The sequence below is a fragment of the Streptococcus parasanguinis genome (assembly GCF_001069785.1).
Classification (GTDB): domain Bacteria; phylum Bacillota; class Bacilli; order Lactobacillales; family Streptococcaceae; genus Streptococcus; species Streptococcus parasanguinis_T.
Genome location: NZ_JVSR01000051.1, coordinates 96,908 through 114,305, shown reverse-complemented (window position 1 = coordinate 114,305; position 17,398 = coordinate 96,908). Strand labels below are relative to the sequence as shown.

The 17,398-nt window shown below is 40.4% G+C and carries 21 protein-coding genes; 1 reads left to right on the top strand and 20 read right to left on the bottom strand.

Annotated elements, in window-relative coordinates; translation table 11 throughout:
- Positions 1 to 579: 579 nt before the first annotated feature.
- Positions 580 to 771 carry a hypothetical protein gene (locus tag ADG03_RS04060; RefSeq protein ID WP_049472254.1) on the top strand — a complete coding sequence of 64 codons (192 nt, stop codon included), beginning with the start codon at positions 580 to 582 and terminating at the stop codon, positions 769 to 771.
- A gap of 166 nt (positions 772 to 937) precedes the next feature.
- On the opposite strand, the gene ADG03_RS11060 is transcribed toward ADG03_RS04060, so the two are convergent.
- The 20 genes from ADG03_RS11060 to ADG03_RS03965 all read right to left on the bottom strand — a co-directional run bounded on the left by ADG03_RS11060 (position 938) and on the right by ADG03_RS03965 (position 17,383).
- Entirely contained in the window at positions 938 to 1,696 is a 759-nt protein-coding gene (locus ADG03_RS11060; protein ID WP_152902917.1) for a hypothetical protein, read from the bottom strand.
- A gap of 143 nt (positions 1,697 to 1,839) precedes the next feature.
- Complete coding sequence (locus ADG03_RS04050) at positions 1,840 to 2,190, bottom strand: hypothetical protein (RefSeq protein ID WP_049472252.1); 351 nt, start codon at positions 2,188 to 2,190, stop codon at positions 1,840 to 1,842.
- A 12-nt stretch (positions 2,191 to 2,202) separates the two neighbouring features.
- Positions 2,203 to 2,667 (bottom strand): hypothetical protein, encoded by a 465-nt coding sequence (locus tag ADG03_RS04045; RefSeq protein WP_053090704.1) that lies wholly within the window; start codon positions 2,665 to 2,667, stop codon positions 2,203 to 2,205.
- A gap of 13 nt (positions 2,668 to 2,680) precedes the next feature.
- The gene (locus tag ADG03_RS04040) at positions 2,681 to 3,352 is read right to left on the bottom strand and encodes a CHAP domain-containing protein (protein WP_239667182.1); all 672 of its coding nucleotides are present in this window, start codon (positions 3,350 to 3,352) and stop codon (positions 2,681 to 2,683) included.
- A 166-nt stretch (positions 3,353 to 3,518) separates the two neighbouring features.
- The gene (locus ADG03_RS04035; protein WP_049472249.1) at positions 3,519 to 3,779 is read right to left on the bottom strand and encodes a phage holin; all 261 of its coding nucleotides are present in this window, start codon (positions 3,777 to 3,779) and stop codon (positions 3,519 to 3,521) included.
- 14 nt (positions 3,780 to 3,793) lie between these two features.
- Positions 3,794 to 4,078: a DUF7365 family protein gene (locus tag ADG03_RS04030; protein ID WP_049472248.1), complete on the bottom strand. Its 285-nt coding sequence runs from the start codon at positions 4,076 to 4,078 to the stop codon at positions 3,794 to 3,796.
- 19 nt (positions 4,079 to 4,097) lie between these two features.
- Positions 4,098 to 4,781 (bottom strand): hypothetical protein, encoded by a 684-nt coding sequence (locus ADG03_RS04025; RefSeq protein WP_049472246.1) that lies wholly within the window; start codon positions 4,779 to 4,781, stop codon positions 4,098 to 4,100.
- Entirely contained in the window at positions 4,781 to 5,002 is a 222-nt protein-coding gene (locus ADG03_RS04020) for a hypothetical protein (RefSeq protein ID WP_049472245.1), read from the bottom strand. The genes ADG03_RS04025 and ADG03_RS04020 overlap by 1 nt, the downstream gene beginning before the upstream one ends.
- A gap of 14 nt (positions 5,003 to 5,016) precedes the next feature.
- Positions 5,017 to 8,880 (bottom strand): phage tail spike protein, encoded by a 3,864-nt coding sequence (locus ADG03_RS11055; RefSeq protein WP_053090703.1) that lies wholly within the window; start codon positions 8,878 to 8,880, stop codon positions 5,017 to 5,019.
- A complete protein-coding gene (locus ADG03_RS04010) occupies positions 8,877 to 9,572 on the bottom strand; it encodes a phage tail family protein (protein WP_049472243.1) in 696 nt (231 codons plus the stop codon). The genes ADG03_RS11055 and ADG03_RS04010 overlap by 4 nt, the downstream gene beginning before the upstream one ends.
- Complete coding sequence (locus ADG03_RS04005) at positions 9,572 to 13,855, bottom strand: phage tail tape measure protein (RefSeq protein WP_049472242.1); 4,284 nt, start codon at positions 13,853 to 13,855, stop codon at positions 9,572 to 9,574. The genes ADG03_RS04010 and ADG03_RS04005 overlap by 1 nt, the downstream gene beginning before the upstream one ends.
- Before the next feature lie 39 nt (positions 13,856 to 13,894).
- On the bottom strand, positions 13,895 to 14,020 hold the full coding sequence (locus ADG03_RS11925) for a hypothetical protein (protein ID WP_009732632.1): 126 nt from the start codon (positions 14,018 to 14,020) through the stop codon (positions 13,895 to 13,897).
- A 65-nt stretch (positions 14,021 to 14,085) separates the two neighbouring features.
- Entirely contained in the window at positions 14,086 to 14,379 is a 294-nt protein-coding gene (gpG, locus tag ADG03_RS04000) for a phage tail assembly chaperone G (RefSeq protein ID WP_009732631.1), read from the bottom strand.
- Between the two features lie 44 nt (positions 14,380 to 14,423).
- Positions 14,424 to 15,062, bottom strand: a complete 639-nt coding sequence (locus tag ADG03_RS03995) for a DUF4352 domain-containing protein (RefSeq protein ID WP_049472240.1) — start codon at positions 15,060 to 15,062, stop codon at positions 14,424 to 14,426.
- Between the two features lie 87 nt (positions 15,063 to 15,149).
- Complete coding sequence (locus ADG03_RS03990; RefSeq protein ID WP_049472239.1) at positions 15,150 to 15,755, bottom strand: major tail protein; 606 nt, start codon at positions 15,753 to 15,755, stop codon at positions 15,150 to 15,152.
- Between the two features lie 14 nt (positions 15,756 to 15,769).
- Positions 15,770 to 16,150, bottom strand: a complete 381-nt coding sequence (locus ADG03_RS03985; RefSeq protein WP_031575424.1) for a hypothetical protein — start codon at positions 16,148 to 16,150, stop codon at positions 15,770 to 15,772.
- Positions 16,147 to 16,551 (bottom strand): hypothetical protein, encoded by a 405-nt coding sequence (locus ADG03_RS03980; RefSeq protein ID WP_009732627.1) that lies wholly within the window; start codon positions 16,549 to 16,551, stop codon positions 16,147 to 16,149. Before ADG03_RS03980 ends, ADG03_RS03985 begins: the two co-directional genes overlap by 4 nt.
- Positions 16,544 to 16,921, bottom strand: a complete 378-nt coding sequence (locus ADG03_RS03975) for a hypothetical protein (protein ID WP_049472237.1) — start codon at positions 16,919 to 16,921, stop codon at positions 16,544 to 16,546. The genes ADG03_RS03980 and ADG03_RS03975 overlap by 8 nt, the downstream gene beginning before the upstream one ends.
- Positions 16,914 to 17,099, bottom strand: a complete 186-nt coding sequence (locus ADG03_RS03970) for a hypothetical protein (protein ID WP_049472235.1) — start codon at positions 17,097 to 17,099, stop codon at positions 16,914 to 16,916. Before ADG03_RS03970 ends, ADG03_RS03975 begins: the two co-directional genes overlap by 8 nt.
- Positions 17,093 to 17,383 carry a hypothetical protein gene (locus tag ADG03_RS03965; RefSeq protein WP_031575412.1) on the bottom strand — a complete coding sequence of 97 codons (291 nt, stop codon included), beginning with the start codon at positions 17,381 to 17,383 and terminating at the stop codon, positions 17,093 to 17,095. The genes ADG03_RS03970 and ADG03_RS03965 overlap by 7 nt, the downstream gene beginning before the upstream one ends.
- Positions 17,384 to 17,398 lie beyond the last annotated feature (15 nt).

Below are 17,398 nucleotides of genomic sequence, written 5' to 3'. Positions count from 1 at the left end.
ATGGAGCCGGTGGGAGTTTCTAAAACTTAATTATATCGCTGTTTTTAGGTTTTAGGGTCTGTTTTAGGTACTGACTTCTAAAACTTTCACGGCTCATCATTTGTATTACTAGTTTAGCATAGGTTCCAAGAAAGTTCAAGCTTAATTATAAAAGAGATATAGAATGAAGCTATTTAATAGGAAAAAATCTTTTATTTTTTTTAAAAAAAGTTAGTAAAATCTCTTGATTTAATACAACTTTAGTTGTATAATATATACATAAGGTTAAGGAGGAAACCTTAGACAAGGAAACTAAAGAAAGGAAAAATAAATGTTAAGGCGAAGAAAAAAGCCAATCAAAGCTAAGACGAATAAGCTAGTAGTCAAAATCAACTTGTTCATCATAAGCATTGAGTGGCACATCGAATTCGGATAGTGAGCAATCACTATCCGCCCCTTGGTGGGGCTTGCTTTAATTATAACAGGTATCGTGATGAAAGTAAAATTTAATGTTAAAAAAACCACAGCTAGAGAAAAACTTGAGTTTATTTTAGGGCTTCTGTTGATCGTAGTGATCATTTGGTTTTTTGTGAGGTAAATATGTTAGTTGATATCAATGCTATTAAATGGCTGCTAGAAAATGCCACAGCCTATTCTATTAGTAAAAATTGTGGATTATCCACCCAAGCTGTAGACAAATATAAGAATGGTATTTCTGATATTATGAATATGCGTTTGAAACACGCAATTAAAATGGCAGAATACGCCAATCAGTTAAAAAACAAAAAGTGATGGTTATTTAATCATCACTTTTTTTGATGTAAAGACCCATTGCTTATAGCAGAGAATCAAAAAAACATAGTCATTCGATTGAGGTTACAACGGACAATTTTAATAATTGCCGTTATAAGCACAATAAAAAAGCCCCCTCGAATTGAGGGGGTGTGTGTCTTATGTATTATAGAGTTTCTGGCCACGGGTCATCTGTGATATATACCACGCTTGAGAAGCGAATGTCTCCGATGTCCCGATCTGTCGGCACTGGGTCGTCAAATTGCAAACGAAATTGATTGCCGTCTGATGGACCGCCCAAATACCAAGTGCCAAGACGTTGACCTTTGTCATTGGTAATCATACCGATTTTTGACCCAATAGGACGAAAGCCAAGCGGTATGCCATTAACATTTATAATCACCACATTTCGTTCACGGTCAGATCCTTGTGGGACGTATCCCACCGCGCCTCTCCGCTTGATACCAAACCAACCCCACGATAGACCGCCGAAGTTGATTTCTACTGTGGAGTTAATCCGTCTAAATTCCATGAATGACGCACCAAGCACGGAAGAAACATTCTTGGCCCGCACTCGTCCAGTGTCACCCGCTAGAATCACCCAGTTATCACGGCCAGCGCCAGCACGCTTTTTGATCCATTTAAAGGCTCCGTTTTTAGCGGTTGTGTCGATGTAGGTTGTTCCAATATCAGCATTTAGCTCATACGGAAAACCTTGACCTTTTGATTCGCTACTAGAGCCACCAGAACCAGAACCGACTGAACGCTTCAACTCTTCAAGATCGTTTTTCGAAGCAAGCTGGCTTGTGTCAATCGTTGGTAACTTGGATCTTGTGATAAACGGATCGCCACCGTTTTGCAATTTTGTATCGATGAGAGCGTCCAGACCGAGGTCTACGTGCTTCTCCTTGATATTCGTGGTCATCTGCGCTTGTAACGTGGCATACGTTGGAAACAACTCGTAAGCTTTGGAAGTTTGCAACGCTCCGCCTTGATTAGCTTGAAGCGTCCCAATATCACGACCAATGGATTCTATAGCTTTCTTTAATTTATCCATTCAGCACCTCCTTAGAGGGTATTTTTAGCCATTGTATAGATTTGTACGAAGTCAGTATTTTCAAGGTCAGTGAATTTTTGGCCAAGCTCTGTCATTTTAGACACAATAGCTTGGTCTGCTGATCCTGCACCATTTGCGATACGGTCAGCGATCTCTTTGAGAGTATCTAATTCTTCTGGTACTCCATCGCCTAAAATGGCAGTCTTGACACCAGCGATAGCCGTGTCTAGTTGTTGTTGTGTGATTCCAGCTTGTCCAAGTTCTGACTTGTCGGCTTTGCTTGCAAGTGTGGTTTTAATTTCCTTGATGTCGCTACCGACAGCTTGAGCAAATGATGTTAATTTTTCAGTATTTAAAGTCATAATTTTTCCTCTCTAAATTTTTGCAAGATTGTATAGTACTGTTAGGTCTGGCAACTCTTCCGTTTGTGATCCGTTTGGATGTTCAGCGATATACTTGTCAATTTCAGTTTTAACATCATTTTTTACAAGCGATAATACTTCCTCGCTTGTAAATTCATCTGCTGAACGGGTGACGTCTAAACGTGTTGAGCGATCACTTGGGAAGATATAGCCACCGCAAACGACTTCAACCAGATAGGATCCGATCGGAAGGGCTTTTTCGATTTTTAAAGTGACTCTGGATTTATCCACTTTACTTTCAAATGTAGCCTTTCCTTTTTGGTTAAAAATCCTAATTGTGGCATTTTTTCCATTTAAATCACTGATTGGATGCATATTTTCATCCAACAACTCATAACCAAAAAGAGAGGCAGAGTCGCCTTGCTTTACGATTGCACCACCTTCAAATTGCTTTAGATTTGTTGAATTAATACTCATAATTCATCTCCTTTTAAGCGAATGAACCAAAGCTATTAATTCTACGTCCGTTTTCAGATTGTCCGACTGCAACATATCTTCGATTACCAGACCCTGCGATATACGTGATCCAGATATAACCATCATTATCTAACCAACCGTCATAGTTGATAGTTTGGCCAGCGGTATACACCGCTACAATCTCACCAGCAAGTCCGGCAGAAGACCGTACATTTAGCGCAGATACTTCGACTGTAAATGTGCCGGTTTCCTCATTAAATTCGCTAGAATCTACTGTAAGAGGCTCTGACGGTTCGATGGATGCTACTTGTGCTGGTTGTCCGTCTACTGGGAAGTAAAACCAACCTACAATGCCGTTAAAATCACGGGTGTTATATCGTGCCGGACCTCCTACGTAAAGACTGTCTGCATTGCCGTCGATATTCTGCTCAATGGTGCGCATGGTATAACCGTCTGAATCTTCGATGACTAGACCTGTGTGACCGTAGCTGTGGCCGTAGATGTATGTCGTATCCATGACGAATACAGCACCAGCCCGTGGCTTGCTGTCCAGATTGCCCTCTTGGTTATATTCCACCTCATAACCTAAATCACGAGCAGAATTGAGTAGATCAATAGCATTGCCCCAGAGAGTTTTTCCGAAAAAGTAAGTAGAGATTGCATTCGGTAGTGCAGCACATTGCATCCCCCATTGGCTCATAGATACACCAGTGCCAGCATCTGCTAACCCTTCTGCATATCCCAAAATATCATTTAAAGTAGCCATTTATTGCTCCTTTCTAAAGTCAAAAGCCACCACCCAAAAATAGGCAGTGGCTAGTAAAAAGATTGTCACTTTAAGAGTTATCCTCTTAATCAGCGTTTGGCTCATCGTAGTCAAGCGCTCGTGTGCTATCACTCAATCCTGATGTTGTAGGGTCGTTAACAATCCCTACAAGTACAAGAAAGGCAAACAGTACATTGATAAATACAAGGACTTTATCAATCGTTTGGCCAAACTCCAATTTGATGCCAAAGATATCGGCAAATGCTTGGAATAGCAAGGCTAAGGCTGGCACGAGAGCAAGCCAAAAGTTTTTATTTTTCAAACGTACATTCCAGTTGATTTTCATAGTATTACCTCTTGTTAATTATTTTTGTTTTGAATGAGGGCTTTAAGTTCTTTCATGTCTTCACTCAAAGCCTTTACTTGTTCTGCCAAAATAAGCAGTGATTTATTTTGTTCATCGTGGTTGTCGAGTCGTCTAACAGCCGTAAGACGGAAATCACGCATGTTCTCGATGTCTTTCTCGATCACGACCATACGTTTTTCTTGTGCCACGACACTTCCTTTAAAATTACCGTAAATTCCAAGTAAGATCCCGACAAATCCGACCATCATCGAGATATCTTCTGGTGTAAAGTGGATCATAGATCACGCCCCTCTCTAATTAAAGTACTGGTTGTGGTGTAGCTGTCGCCACTGGTTGAGTTTCAAGATCTCCGCTTGGTTGTGCTGGTTTGTTTTCCTTCGGAAGTTCCCATTTCCAGACTGCAAGTTTGCCATCTTGTGATAGCTTGCCCTCGAGTTCTTCCACGGATTCGCCGTTGTAAGTAAAATCATTATTTACTTGCACAAGCACACGAGTACCTTCGCCATATTTCGCTGTGTAGTTTGGATTGTTAACAACAAAGATATCATGCGCTTTATATTCCTTGCCAACTTGCCCAGATTCTACCAATTCCAATCCACTAGCATACAGAGTTGGATCAATTGGATTATCTGTATCTGTTACACGAGCGAGAACTGACCAATCAGCTACTGATTTGATGCTTTGGATTTGTTGCGTCATCGCTTCGTTCTCCTTGGTCAATTCTTGGATTTTAGCGATAGCGTTATTGTTAGCTTCGACAGATTTGTCTAACTCTTTTTTGATTGATACGACTGCGCCAGATGTATCAAGCTCCATGCGGACGATATTCAATACTGCTTCAACCAGTGTCGCATCATCTTCGGTCATGCGATTGGTTGGCAAGATTTCTTCAAAGACACGGTACGGAAAATCTTGCTTGATTGCTACTTTCGTAGTGTTGGCTACTGCATCGTATGATTTAAATTGTACTTTGTAATCCATTAGTTTGTTACCTCGTTTTTGTTTTTAATTTCTTCAAATAGATCCTTTAAATCTTTGTCAGACTCTAGGACAGAGCGATAGCTTTCAACTTCATTTACAAGTTGTGCTACATGTTCCTGAGATTTAGTAAGTCGGGCTTTAAATTCAGCCTCGTTGATTGTCTTATTCGCCAATTGGTTGGCTAAATCAGTGATGATTGCTATGTATGTGCTTTCGTTCATTTTGCTACCTCTTATTAGATATATTGGTCAAATGGAATTGTTTGATCAGAATTGATATTGTAGAATGGGAAGCCGTATATATTAAGCCCCCATGAAGGGTTTTTTTTGCGTATTATTTCAAAATTCTGTCTGAAATGTTCAAGTAGTACGCCTAAATTCCACGCTCCGGCATGCCCTCCTTCCCCGTGCGAAGGAACTGTGAATCCAGTAGTTTGAAATTGTAGTCCGCCATTTTGACGCACAGAGTGTCTAAATTGGATTCGGTCTCCGACTAATTCCACCCTGTCGTAAGGAGTTTCACGACTATCACGAAATATTCTGATACCGGCGAAAGATCCATCCGCCCCAGCATCTGATTGGTTGTCGGTCATTTCGTTGATCCATTTATGAGATGTATTTCCTAAAGTGGTCGCAACACCGCCATGTACGGAATCTTTAAACATCAACGCTCCGATAGTGTTGTGCTTCTTCTGAGGATGTGTGCGTTGTCTAAAGAGTACATTTTTACCAGACTTAAATTCAATTCGAGCGTTTTCATTAAAATCAATTTCCGAGTTATCTAGGTCAATTTTCATCGCTCCCTTATTAGATAAAATCCTACCACCACTAATACGTTCAGCAGAGAAATCAATCGAGGCAAGTTGTGTGATAAAGGCTTTTTGGGCCATTAATTCCCTGATGAATGCCTGATTAGTTACCAACTTGTTGATCATGGCAGAATCTACTAGCATTTTATCAGCCGTTACTGAGTTTGAGGCTAAAATCGGTGTGGTGACTGATCCAGCCTTCATGTGCCCAGTTTCCACGCTCTCGCTTGCAATGTGACGACCCAAAATAGATCCATCGACTACCATGTCCCCTTTTACTTTAATCAATTTTGCAATTAAAGCAATAGACTCTGGCTCTTGTACCATTAAGGAGCTGATCGTTCTTCCGTTAATACTCTTACCAGTACCGAAGGAAATTTGACTTGGTGTGATTTGGATATCCGTTTTTCTCACCATATCACCAATTTGGCTGGTAATTGTTGTGAATTGCCCATCTACGGTCTGTTTGTATTCGGCAATCTTAGACTCAATTTTAGTCTCTGAAGTGCCAGCTTTATCCAGTGGACTGGGCCTAAATGCTGGAATCTTAGATCCACGGACTAAAATTGGATTTCGTACCCAAAACTCTCCGTTATTTATAGCATAGATGTAGAATGGGAAATTTCCTGTTTTGTTAAACTCAAAATCACGATCGGCAGTGAAATGGAATTCTGCTCGAATCCACCTATCTTTCGGTGTATTTTTGTCAGCAAAACCTTGAGCAAATATGGCAGTATTGTTTGAATGGTTTTTTAATGCAAACGCTAGGCCTTTGTCTACCTCTACACCAGACTTGATCATGTAATCAAATGCGATAGAGTATACATCACCTTGCAAAATGCGATCAATATAGATTGGGAAACAAGGTCCTAGCCATGTTGTGGACGGAGACCCATCAATTTTCATTTTGAAGATTCCGTCTTCCGGCCTTGAAAGCCTATTATTATTATTATTATTATTAGACACACTGTATTCAGCTAATGTGTCCGCAAATCTGATAAGATTGTCTGGTGTTGTATCTGTTGCAACACTTTCAAATCTTCGATTGATTCCAGCTACATCTTCCTCATATTTAGCTTTTGCTATGTAGCCTTGCTCTAGAATCTGCCTTGTTGCTTTCAGTGCATCAACAGCAGCTTTTTCAGAGTATGTCAGCATGCGCTGTTCGAGTTCACCATTTGGACCAGCTTTGATCTCTAATTGTGTTAATTGGGTCGAGAGACCTTGGATGGTTCTTTCAAAAGTGGCTTGCGCCTGTGTTACTAAATATTCTTGATCTTCAGGGGCTGGTTGCCACGGCCTTTTTTGAGTCCCTTTATACAGGTCGATTTCTGCTATATATAAATCAGATTGTCCGCTGTTCGCTCCGTTATTATCAAAACGTAAATAGGCATTATCAATGTCTCCGGAATTAAATTGGACCGATACACTTTCTAGGTTACTAATGCTTAATTTCTTGCCATTAATCAACTGTTTGATAATAGTGAAGCCTTGAGTTTCACCATTCCGTCTGCCCAAAACGAAAACATCATAAGATGTTAAAGCTGAATTGTTAAATCCTCTAAAGTTAAGAGTATAATCTGTATTCTTTTCTAATAAAAACCGATTGGAACTTATAACTTTTTCGGTTCGGTCATTGTTGGAGAAAATAAGTATTGGTTTTGAGCCGTTAAAATAGAATGGATGGTTCCCTATTTTTGCAATCCCATTGCTGCCAAAATACTTCGTACCTTCTTTATAACCAGTATCACGAATTAAGTTAGGCCCACCGATTGTTGAAGAAGTAAGTTGCTCTTTAATTCCATTCACTGTCTGTTCAACATAAGAGCGATCCACTTTCCCATTTGCCACATTGGTCAGGTCAGAGATGGCTTTCTCTGTAGTCTGCTCAAAGCGTGATTGTGCGCCTTGGATTCCAGCAAATTGGCTTTGTGTCTGAGCTTTAAAGTCATTGATTAACTTCTGGATATCGGCATCACTGGTCTTTAATTGATCAGTAGTAGCTTCCAAACCTTGCATATTGACTTCAATGCCATTGTATTGAGCTTTGAACTCTTCTACAATTTCATTTTTATTTGCTTGTTTTGCCGCCTTGATTTTCTCAGTGACTTGAGCTGAGATTTCCTGCTTAACTACTTCAGCTTGTGCTTTGGCTTGCTCAATCCCGTCTGTGATTTTATTTTCCAGCTCTTTTGCTTGTTTGTCATATTCAGCATTGGCATTATCTACAAGCTTCTGCACTTTCGCTTCGTATTCAGCATCATAAGACTTCATTTTCTTGTCAACAGAGTCGTTGACCATGCCTGAGATAGAGTCTGCTAAAGTTCTAGCAACTTCACCAAACCCGATGCTGACAAGCTTGATGCTCATTGGATTAAACTTGTATTTCGTGATCTTTTTTCGCAAATCGACATCGTAGGCCTCGTGGAAGATGCTCACGATATCAAACATGTGTACTGGTTGATCTGCCTGGCCGACAACATCAATCTCAAGGCTTTCTTCGATCATGTCGCACAGAGTTTCACGGAAATAGCGCTTGCCGTATTCCTCAAGCGTTTTTTGATCCACAACATCCTGATCTTGTACTTCCATATCTGCTTCATAGATATGCTTGTATTTATTGATCAGTGGGCTATCAATGGTCACGGTTAGGATTTGATCTTTCTTACCTTCCTCGTGAGCTTCAATAACCTTTTTAAAATGGATCCGTGTTCTCAGTTCTTTAGTGGATTTTGATTCTTGGAACGACTTCATGTTTTTCTTGTAGGCAAACAATGATTCGTTCTCAATCCCACCATGCTCTAATAATCGCACGCTGTACTTATCCCGGACGAGATCTCCACCCCATTGCCCAACGATGGAGTGCTTGTCTTTGGCCAATGCTTCCATCGCTGAGATATCTTTAAGATTGAGGGTGTGTTTCGACATCACGTCAGAAAAAAAGGTGAATGGTGTCTCCCGTTTGAATCCAGCAACAAGCGCATTCATCACAGTTGCTCCGTTTACTCTATCAACATTGATCTTGTTGATAGAATAACCGTTTAACAATGTAGCTACTTGATTGGCATATACAGTGACATATCCGTGTTGCTTCTCGACTTCAAAAATAGTAAAGTACTGCTCTCCATGCAAGTCATCAGCAACTAATTCTGTTTCCGGAATTAACAATGCCCATTTTGGATCTGATGTGGGGAATTTAAAGGTAAGCTGATAAGTGCTGTTAGCTTCCTGGACAATTTCGGAGCTATAAGCTTCATTAAGAGGGAAGCTGCCCTCTTGCAGATAGATCATACTTTATACCTCCAATTCCCTTTGATTGTGATTTTTGAAACCGTTCCTGAAACTGCAATCCCAGACATCCCTGGAGCAATTTCGAAGAAACCACCTCTTTTTCTCAATGTATTTTTCAGATTTCCATTTTTGTCATAGACATTTTGTTTTTTATGACGGCAGTCAATTGTTGCTTTTGTATCAATCGTGAGTTGCATGGTTTGCTTCCCAATGGTGAGAGATACATCTCCATTGCCTTCAATTGTGATAACTGGTTCAGAGTATACAGTTCCTGGATTGTTTACCGTCCCGTTGCCTGCCAAAGTGACTGCAACATCATTGTTTAAATACCTAAATGGGTGCATCTTTAACTTGATTTCTAAAGTCCAAGCATGCAATCCGTTCTGTTTAAATGATGCGCTTTGGAAATCGGCATAAAAAATAGAGCCTGGTCGGTGACTAAACTCTATTTTATTTTCTTCCGGCTTGAATTGATTTACAATCGTTTCGATTTCGCTTGTTTTGACAACGTATAGACTTACTGTCTTATCGTACCCGTCATAAGCTCCATCATAAAGATTGTAATCTCCGTTAGCTCCGTAAATTGTATTTGATTCGACTCTTGGTGTGGCCGTCTGGTCTTCTCCGAAATCCGTCACATAGCAGTTTGGGATTGATCCAGTGTCAAATCCATTTATAATCATGTTAAACATTAGATTCCCTCCCTTGCCATGATTTTAGAATATCTTTGATAGCTGTTTTGCGCTAAAATATCACCGTCTAAATAGGTTTCTGACGGTTTTTCAAGGATAGCAGTAAGGATCTTTTCTAAACTTGCTCTCAGAATTGCAATCTCAGCAACGATATTTTCACCAGTGTAGCTATTTCCGTTTGATGTTTCTTTAAATAAAAATTGCTGGCTGGCATTTTTCATTTCTCGCAAGAATTTGGCATCTTCCGGAATTCCGACCCCTGTTGCATATCTTGGGAAACCGAGATTTTTCATCAGTCGTTTAGTTCTGTCAGCTCTCAATACTTTTGATCCACGAGGCAGATTGAGGACAACATCTCGTCCGTCTGGTATAAATGAGCTTCCGTCTGGTAATGTTACCATTTCTTTATAGACTGCATTTCGCTGGTCGTTGACCATTGCAATACCACCTTCATGGTAGTTTGTACCATCTTTAAAACCAAGTGCTGCTGCTGCTCCTCCAATCATACGCTTCACAACATCAATGTATACCGTCTTACCTTGCACACTATTGATATTTGATTGAGCGCTCCAAACAGGTCCTGCAGTGTTATCTTGTGCATTGATAGCTTTCACCGGGCTTGGTGTAGCGTTCCAAGCGTTTTGATTTTCAATAGCTTGTCGAGCAGCGGTTATTGCTCCAGTAGAATCGCCTAGTTGTGGTTTAACTGGAGACGGTGTGTTGTTCCATTCTTGCTGTTTGGCAATTGCTTGGTTAGCAGCGTTAGTTGCACTACTTGGATCAGCAGTAATCTGTTTTGTAGGAACAGAAAAATTATTATACAGTCCTAAAGCTCCCATTGCTTGGTTGCTTCCTAATGTTACACCATCCGGAGTAGCAATCAGATCTGTCTTGTGTTGTGTTGGTAAAGTTGTGATGCTTGCTAATGCACTTGCAATTGCAGTTTGTGTCTTGTCGCTCGCATCAAGGTTAACTACTGGATTCATTCCGGTCAAGGCTTGTGCGGCAAGTTTAACACGCTCCATCTTATCACTAGCAGCATCCTTAACAATCAATTCCTTTTCTGCTGGTGTCAATTGATTCCAATGCTCTAAAACGGCTTTCGCACGTTCGCCAGACTCAAGAAAAGCTGTGTTTTTCATCAACAATTCTTTTACTTCTGCCGGCATGGCATTATATTGATCCAGCAATGTTTTGTTATCAAGAATGGCTTGCATACCTTGATGATTTCCAACTACCAACTCTTTTTCTGCCGGGGTCAAACTGTCCCATTTACCGACTTCAACCAAGGCTTCACCGATTGTCATCTTGGCATTTGTTTCAAGATTGGCATGCTTGAGAATAAATTGCATATTCTCCCAGCCGTTTTCAGCCTGCAATGCTTTTGTGACTTCTTCCTGAGCATTGGTCTTGACTTGTCCGGTTTTAGGATCAAATACCATTCCGTTCCACAAGAGATTTGCATCTCTTGTCTCTTGTGACATATTCTGTACACTTTTAGCCACAAGACCGGATGAACGACCTACGATGTCAGCAAATTGGTCTGCCTTGGCCATCATCTTGTCGTAATCAAGACCTAGTTCTGCCCAGCTTTTTCGTAATTGGCTAAAATATAGCTCACGTTGTCGATCATCACCGAAATTAAGAGGGACTTTTTCGCTCAGTTTCTTTTGAAGAGCGGCATACTCACGGCCAAATGCTTCCATTTTGGACTTGTGTTGAGCACTTAACTCTTCCAGTTTTTGGTTATATTCAGCTTTATTGAGAGTTCCTTTGTCATACTCTTCTTTTAAAGCTTTTGTTTGGTCTTCGTAAAGTTTGATTTCATCTTTCAACCATTTAGCAACGACTCCGGATCCTTTCCTTAGCTGGGTTTCGTTCAAGTCGTTGATTTGACCATTCATCGCTTTGATGATGGCTGTGCGCTCATCTGCAGAAAACTTCTGTATTTCCAGTTGTTTGTTGATAAATTGGTTCTCATAGTCGTAAATGAGAGCTTGTTCTTCACGAGTGATCTTACGTTTTTTGTCAGACGCATTTTGATAGATCTGGATGATCTCATCAGTCATTGTCTGTACGTTTTTCTTCTGCTGTTCTGCTTGTGCTACAGCACGTTTTTGGACTTCTTCAGAAGCTCCAATTTTCTCAAGGTTTTTTTGAGTGCGTTGGAGATCCTTATCAATTGCCTTTTGCAGATCGCTCGAAAGTCCTTGCACACTCTTACGGACATTTTCAACGGCCTGAGATCCACCGTTTCCAAAACCAATCATTGCTTGATGGGCATCATCGATTTTAGCTTTTAATTTCGATAGTTCCTCTGCTTGGACCTTGTTTACCGAAGTTCCCCAGGTCCGAGTCCTCTCGTCTGCATCTGCCATTTCTTTGGCTACTGCAGCAATCAAACCGATAGCTACTCCTCCTGCTATAATACCCCAAGTAGTGGTACTTCCAAGTAGTGCAATCCCTTTTGCCAATAAGCCGGTAGAAGCTACTGCGCCTTCTGCAGCAGTGCTTGTCGCAGTGATACCAGTAGTTGCGGTTTTAAATGCAGAAGAAAGACTGCTTCCTTGTTTGAACAGTTGGAAGGTCTTTCCTAAAACAGAAAGTCCACCTCCGACTTTACCAATTCCTTGAGTAAGGAATCCGATACCTTTAGTGATACCTCCGATAACTCCGATACCTTTGCCAAGGATTGATAAAGCTGGGCCTGCGCCTGCTACAAGTAATCCCCATTTAATGATATTCTGTTGCTGAGACTCGCTCATTTCACTAAATGCCTTGGCCATGTCCGCCAATTTTTGGACCCAAGGTTTTGCAGCTTGCAAGCCAGAGTTCATTGCTTTCAGAAGCGGTCCGCCAAATTCAATTGCCAAATCAGTAATCTGGTTTTTAAAGATTTTTAATTGAGATTCTGTAGTCTCATAGCGCTTTTTGGCTTCGTTCGTGAGGGCTGTATTTTCTTTCCACGCTCCATTTGCAGTTTTTAAGGCTCGTGATAGCAAGTCTCCAGCACCAGCCATACGTTGCATAGTATCTACTTCTTGAGTTGATTTGATACCCAGTTCTTTTAAAGTTTGGGTTACATCCCCACCAGACTGCTTGACTTTTTTCAATCCGTCAAGAAATGCTAATAAGGCGATTTGTGGTTCTGTTTTCCACTCATGAGCAAAGTTTTGAGCGCTCATTCCAGATACTTTCGCAAATAATTCTAGCTTTTTACCACCAGAAAGGACTTGCGTGTTGATTTTTTGCATGACACGAGAGAATGAGCTACCCCCTGCTTCTGCGTTAATACCCACGGAACTCATAGCAGTTGCTACTGCTAAAATCTGCGGTTCAGTCAATCCTACCAGATGCCCTGTACCTGCTAACCGCAAGCCCATTTCCAGAATCTCAGATTCAGTTGTTGCAAAATTATTTCCGAGGTCAACAATGGTTGATCCTAGGCGTCTAAATTCAGATTGTGGCATCTGAGTGATGTTTGCAAAACGGGCCATTGCGGTAGCAGCTTCATCAGCAGTCAAGTTGGTAGATTCACCGAGGTCGATCATGGTTTTCGAAAAGTCAACAATGTTTTCTTTTTTGATCCCTAACTGACCTGCCGCTTCCGCTACTCTCGCAATGTCCGCAGCACTCGCTGGCATTGTCTTAGATGCCTCACGAATAGCATTTGACATCTTCTTATATTCGCCCTCAGTAGCGTCAACCGTTTTTCTAACTCCAGCAAAGGCAGACTCATAATCCACGGCAGCCTTAACTGCAAATCCTGCGCTTGCAATCAACGGAGCTGTCACTCCTTTGGTTAACGTCCCTCCAAAGTCAGAAACTTTCTTGCCAAATTTTTGGATGTTGTCTCCACTTTTAACAAGATTCTTCCCGAAGTTTTCCATTTTACCAAAAAAGCTATTTTCACGTCCAACAGCTTTCAAGGCTTGCTCTACTTTGTAGAGTTGTCCTTCCATTGCTGATAATTTTGCATTTTCTCGCTCAATATCAGCAGCAGCTTTGTCAAATTTAGCAGATCCAGGATCGAGCTTGTCGAAGTTCTGCTTCATTTGATCGAGTACTTTCTTTTGTGCTTCAATGGCCTGTCCTAAAGACTTGTATTTTGCTTTGAGGAGTTCAGTACTCTTACCATTGTTTTTCAATGTGCTATCGAGCGCTTTGACATTATTTTGGAAATACTTCACAGCGTTCTTTGCACTTGTTAAGCTAGGATTGAACTTTGACACGTCCAGCCCTAGTTCGATATACATTTGCCCTAGTGGCGTTCCACCTGCCATTTTTCCTCCTTTTACAAACAAAAAAAGCCCAAAGAGGCTTTATGCTTCCATTTCTCCAAAAATGTCAGCTAGATCTAAAGACGCATTTTCGGTTTGATCTTTATCAAGATCAATAATTCCGATCAGATCTTCCCAGCTTAATTCCATCACATCATGGACATTCATGTTATATGGTCCATCAGCAACTTCCTTAACGAATTTGTAGAAACGTTTTAATGCATTTTTAGGATCTATTTTTTCCCCTTTGGGTCCACATCACCCACAAGATGAGCATAAATTTCCGTGAACACTTCGATGATTTTAGCAAAATCAGTATGTTCTAGTAATTGCTCTACTGTCACATTTTCGAATAGTGAGGCAATGAAGCCTAATTGTTGATCCAATTTTTCGACTTCTGTCTTGTCTGATGTGAGTGAGTCGTTCAATACAAGGTAATCACGATAATCACGAGTAGTAATTTCTTTACTAGAGTAAAGTACATCTTCTCCAGCTTCGTTCTTCATGGTAAATGTAATTTTTGACATTGTTTGCCTTTCTATAATTAAAAAAGCACCGAATGGTGCTTATTTCATTTTGTCCAAGTTTTATTTAAAAATTCAATTTTATTGACATCATTATCCGAATGGTCATTATCCATCGCATAAAATATAGCTATGGTTGCCTCTTTCCCGGCTTGTATGACGACACTTTTATCCGATTGAACAGAAACGGTATCATCGTTAGACATAACGGAATCATAAGCAAGATAATTTCCTTTGTCATCGCTCGCAAGGAATTTACCTGGATTGAATTCAATATTCGATGAGTCGTTATTTTTTATAGTCAGTGTTACCGTTACTGGGATGAAACTTTTAGAGTCATGGTTCATCGCAAGCATTCCGGAAGTTTGTTTTTTCGGTTCGCTGACAGCGATTTGAGTTTTGTCGAAAAGAACTCCGTCACCAAATTTGTAGCTAGTCAATGAATTCATTCCAAGAACAAAATCATTTGCTTCCAGAAATAAATCGTGATCTACATTTGATACGTATGTAGAGAGCTTATCTTTTACCATCACAGCTCTATCTTTTTCTTCCTTTACGCTCTCCAATTCCTTGTGTGTCTTAGAAAGTTGGTTGTTGGAATTTACGAGCATAATAGCAAGTACAATGGAAACTAGAGTAATCATAATTGTTGACGTCAACAAAACTGTATTTTTCTTATTTTTCATAACAAAACCTCCACAACTTATTATATCAATAATTGTAAAGGTTTACAACGATATAAAGATAAATAAAGGGGCTAAACGCCCCAATTATTACCCTGCTGCTGCCATACCAAGTTTTGCTTTCAATTTCTTGATTTTTGCTTCATCGCTACCAAAGTACATTGTACCGTACTTGTTCTTAGTTTGCTCATCAGTACTTGCGCCTGCTGCAAATGATACATCTGTAGTAGCAAGCTCATCAGCTTTATCTTTGATCGTATTAAGATCGATTGCATCCATTGACAGATTTCCTTTGTAGAATCCGTAGTAAGCTCCACCACCATCTGCGGTATTTGATTCGAGCAGGATCGCAACGTCTTTTGAAACTGTATCGGCCCCGAAATCGAGGATGTCATCATCGTTTTCGTATCCGAGAGCTTTAACGTAAAGCGCTACGGGGATATCCAAGAGACCAAGGTCTACCTTGACATCTCCGACTCCACGGTTGTTCACATGGTAGGCGATATTGCTTCCAAATGTTTTTGTAGGGTCAACGGCAAGACCAGAGATCTTAGCTGTTTGAGTCGCACCTTCTCCTTTTTTACCCTGGATGATGAAGAGGTTTTCTCCTTCTGTTGGGGTTTGATTCCCATCCAAAATGCGAACGGTCAAACTTTTAAAACCGACTGTCGCTGTACCTTGTTTTTGTTGTGTCATTTTAAATTTCCTTTCTAATAATCGTCATACAGTTTGCTCTTCCCTTTGTAGGTCCTAGCATCTGCATAGCGTTTGATTTCAGGGATCCATTCATCTAGGCCCCCAGCAATTTGGTAGAATCCTTGCGATTCCATCACCTTTTCGACTAACCCTTGCAATTTTTTGCATTCAATTCGGTTGGTCGATTCAACGTTGATTTGATAAAGAAATGTTTTCGAAAAGCTTGTATTACTTCCCTGGTCACTTTGGATAGGTGGCCCTAGTGGGATAATAACAATACTCGTCTGATCTGTTGGTAAGGTTTCAGGACGCTCAAATGATTTGATAGTGATCTTAGAAAGTTCCTCATCGCTCATCAGAGCATCATATATTTCTGATATCTTGTCTTTAATCATCCAAGCCCTTCTCCTTTCAATTTAGTTGCTAACCTATATTTAAATTTTTCTTTGTTGGCTTCCGAAAATCTTCGAATAACACCGAATCCCCTTGGATGGGCCTTTTTGGCATATCCAAATTCGTTCAAATGTTCCAACCGCCAACGTGATCCAGCGCCAAAACCAAGCTTAACCATTGGCACTCCTTCAAAAGCACCCGTTACATTTCCGACTGTTGCGCTTTCGATTGTTTCTCCGGTATCTTTGAAAACTTGTAGGGCGACTTTAAAGTCTTCAAGTGTTTCAGTTGCTGCGCCTTTCAAAGCTCTATTCGCAGACCTTCTCACTTTCGCATCGCCAAGCTTTGCTTCTAAATTCCGGATGACTTCATCGAAGCCTCTTAATGTAGCGCCACTAGTCATTTGATCCACCAATAACAACAATTAAATAATCACGGTTGTCATAATCGGGACGAACGTCAATGATCTGCCATTTTTTATTTTCTAATCGGTGATCATTTACTTGCACAAAATGCTTATTGTCAGGTTGATAACTTGTTAAAGGATCTCTAATTTTCAAGGTCATCTTTGCAGTCATTGATTTTCCTGTTGAAATTTCGATATCCTTTAAGCTAGGTGAGTAGATTTTTGCGAATGTATAAAATACTTTCTCAAAGCTCACATCCCGGCCATCTAATCCTTCAAGTACTTTTGAGTTATAAAACTCTACTGGAGTTCTTAATTCGCTTGTATTGGTTTCTGGCTTCTTGTATTTAAATTCAGGTTTATTCATCTTCCACAACTACATCTTCGTTTGTATTGTTCGAAGCTACTAAATCGTATTCTTTCACAAAATCAGGTAATTTCTTCATCAATTCGTTCTTTCGATCATCATCGACTTCAAAAATGTCTCCAACGTGTCGGACAACATTTTCTTTTAAGTCAAAGAAATCTTGGATTGTTTCTAGCACTCTTTTCCTCCTATTGGGTGGTTTTGAAGTGATAACTCAAGGAGTTCTCCTTGAAAATTTGCAAAGAAAAACTCGACCTGATCATTGTACAAATATCTTGCACGTTCCAAAACAAGCTCTTCAGTGCGAGAATCTGACAAATCAAAAGCTCCTGTTAAGTCGAGAATTGCTTTTTCGGATGAAACTAACATCCTTGAAAGATTCCCGTCTTCGGCATCATGAAAGATTTTCATCCGCTCCTTGAATGTTCCTAGAAGCGGATGAAGTTGTTTTGTTTCTTCCATTCGGTGTCACCACCT